Origin of the sequence: Mesorhizobium sp. M7A.F.Ca.CA.004.04.2.1, assembly GCF_004022825.1 — a bacterium.
Taxonomy (GTDB): Bacteria; Pseudomonadota; Alphaproteobacteria; order Rhizobiales; family Rhizobiaceae; genus Mesorhizobium.
In genome coordinates this window covers 1-2,856 of record NZ_RZPH01000794.1, presented here as the reverse complement: position 1 = coordinate 2,856, position 2,856 = coordinate 1, and the positions used below count along the sequence as shown (strand labels likewise).

Annotated in this window: 4 protein-coding genes; 1 reads left to right on the top strand and 3 read right to left on the bottom strand. The window is 64.4% G+C overall.

Features of this window, described 5'->3' with window-relative positions; translation table 11 throughout:
- A partial coding sequence (locus tag EN893_RS27130) for a SpoVR family protein (RefSeq protein ID WP_206640179.1) occupies positions 1 to 412 on the top strand: 412 nt, incomplete at its 5' end.
- 24 nt (positions 413 to 436) lie between these two features.
- On the opposite strand, the gene EN893_RS27125 is transcribed toward EN893_RS27130, so the two are convergent.
- The 3 genes from EN893_RS27125 to EN893_RS27115 form a co-directional block, all read right to left on the bottom strand.
- Entirely contained in the window at positions 437 to 1,330 is an 894-nt protein-coding gene (locus EN893_RS27125; protein WP_127271762.1) for an HlyC/CorC family transporter, read from the bottom strand.
- Positions 1,327 to 2,463: a 3-dehydroquinate synthase gene (gene aroB / locus EN893_RS27120; RefSeq protein WP_127271939.1), complete on the bottom strand. Its 1,137-nt coding sequence runs from the start codon at positions 2,461 to 2,463 to the stop codon at positions 1,327 to 1,329. Before aroB ends, EN893_RS27125 begins: the two co-directional genes overlap by 4 nt.
- On the bottom strand, positions 2,460 to 2,856 hold a 397-nt coding region (locus EN893_RS27115), incomplete at its 5' end, for a shikimate kinase (protein WP_281062509.1). The genes aroB and EN893_RS27115, both read right to left, overlap by 4 nt.

Here is a 2,856-nt window from a genome sequence, read left to right as displayed (position 1 = left end):
CGCCTGGGCCGAGCATCGAGACGAATCCTTTATCCGCCAGTACCTCAGTCCGGCCTTGATCCGGAAATGGCGGTTTTTTGTGCTTGGCGACGCTGCCGACCAACCGCATTGCCTGGTCGCCTCGATCCACGACGAGCGCGGCTACGCCAAGATACGCGCCACGCTCGCCAACAGCTATGACCTCGGCGCAAACCGACCGGACATTCAGGTGGTGGATGTCGATCTGCTCGGCGACCGCCATTTGCGCCTGCAGCACAAGGTCAATGACGGCATCCTTCTCGAGGATGCCAGCCGCGACGCCACGCTTCGTCACATCCGCAGGCTTTGGGGTTATGAAGTCAGCCTGGCGGCCATGGATGCCGAGACCGGCGCGACGATCCACGAACGCTCGACCAGCCAGATCGCCGGATGACGTGCCCCGGCCTCCCTGCGCGTATCAGGTGTCGCCGGCTGGCCTGATCCTCAGCCTTGCGATCCGGTTCTTGTCGCGTTTCATGACGATGAAGCGCTTGCCGTGGAACGTAAAAGCCTGCTTCTCCTCGGGGATCGATTGCGTCTCGTGGATGACGAGGCCGGCAATGGTGGTGGCCTCCTCATCCGGCAGGTTCCAGTCGAGAGCCCGGTTGAGGTCACGGATCGGCACCGTACCGTCGACGACCACGGAGCCGTCGGCCTCCTGCTTGACGCCCTGTATGTCGACATCATGCTCGTCGGCGATCTCGCCGACGATCTCCTCGATAATGTCCTCCAGCGTCACCAGTCCTTCGACCTCGCCATATTCGTCGACGACGACGGCGAAATGCGCTTTGCGGCGAAGGAAGGCGTTGAGCTGTTCCTGCAAGGTTGTCGTGTCGGGCACGAACCATGGTTTCGAGGCGATCTTCATCACATCGATCCTGGAGAAGTCGTTGCCGACTTCGTTCAAGGCGCGCAGCAGATCCTTTGCATGCAGCACGCCGACGATGTTGTCGAGCGAGCCTTTCCACAGCGGCATGCGGGTGTGCGGGCTTTGCAAGATCTCGCGCACCACCGCTTCCGGCGCATTGTCGGCATTGACCGAGCGCATGTTGGTGCGGTGGACCATGATGTCGGAGACTTCGAGTTCGGCGAGATCGAACAGGCCGCCGACGCGGTCGCGATCCTCGCGCACCACCTGGCCGTCGCGGCGGAAATCGTCGACCGCGCCGCGCAATTCGTCCTGGCTGGAACGCTGCGGCTCGATGCGCGAAAGCTCGTATCCGGACATGGCAAGCAGGCGCGTGCGCACGGCAACAAGCAGCACGATGAGGATGGCAAGGACGGCAACGACGATCCAGCCGGGCTCGTTCATCTCCGGTCGCTTTCCTTTGGGTGATTCTCCCTGAGGAACGACAGCACTTCCGAGGCCGGCACGTCCTTGGCGATGAAGGCCTGGCCGATGCCGCGCGTCAGGATGAAGGTCAGCGCGCCGCGCGACACCTTCTTGTCCTGGGTGATAAAGGCCAGCAGCGCCTCGGCGTCAGGCAGATCGCCCGATATGTCGGCTATCCGCCAGGGCAGGCCGACGGCGCGCAGATGCGCCTCGACGCGCGCGGCATCGTCGGGGCTGGCCAGATTGAGCCGCGACGAGAACCGGTAGGCCAGCGCCATGCCGATGGCGACCCCTTCGCCATGGACGAGGCGGGCTCCGTCATACCGGGTGGCGGCTTCCAGCGCGTGGCCGAATGTGTGGCCGAGATTGAGCAGCGCGCGGTCGCCGGTCTCGAATTCGTCGCGCGCAACCATTTCGGCCTTGGCGCGGCAGGCTTCGGCAATAGCCTGCGCCCTCTCCGGCCCGCCGGCGAAAACCTGGACCCAATTCTTTTCCAGCCAGGTGAAAAATTCTGGCCGGTCGATGAGCCCGTATTTGGCGAGTTCGGCATAGCCGGCGCGGAATTCGCGGATAGGCAGCGTGTCGAGCACCCCGGTGTCGGCCAACACCAGTTTCGGCTGATGGAAGACGCCGACGAGGTTCTTGCCGCGTGGGCTGTTGATGCCGGTCTTGCCGCCGACCGAGGAATCGACCTGCGCCAGCAGCGAGGTCGGGATCTGCACGAAATTCATCCCGCGCCGCACGATGCCGGCGGCAAAGCCGGCAAGGTCGCCGATAACGCCGCCGCCGAAGGCGATGACGATGTCGCCGCGTTCCAGTTTCGCAGCCAGCACACCGTCGACCACCTCTTCGAGATGAGCAAAACTCTTGGTCTTCTCGCCGGGCGGCAACGTGATCACGGCGGTCTGGATGCCGTCCGTTTCGAGGCTGGCCTGAAGGGCAGCGAGATGCGCTGCCGCGACATTGGCGTCGGTGACGACCGCGGCGCGTGTACCCGGCAGGCGGCCCGATATCTCGGCGCCCGCGCGGGCCAACAACCCCGAACCTATCAGGATATCGTAGGTCCGGTCGCCAAGGCCGACTTCGACGACAACGGGTGCCTCGATGCTCACTGTTCCACCTCGCCCGTCGCCGTCGTCTCATCGATGCCGAAATGCCGGCACAGCGCGTCCACCACCTCGGTCGCGATGACTTCCTTGCGGTCGTCGCGGGTCGGCACGGTGACATCAGATGTCGCGTAGACCGGATAGCGCTCGCCCATCAGCCGCTCCAGCACGGCGCGCGGATCGGCACTTTTCAACAATGGCCGGTTCTGTTTCTTGGAGACGCGGTCCATCAGAAGATCGAGCTCGGCCTTCAGCCATACCGACACGCCCTGCGCTGCAATCGCCTCGCGCGTCTGCGCATTCATGAAGGCGCCGCCGCCGGTCGACAGCACCTGCGGGCCGTTTTCCAGCACGCGCAGGATGACGCGCTGCTCCAGCGCCCGGAATTCGGTCTCGCCA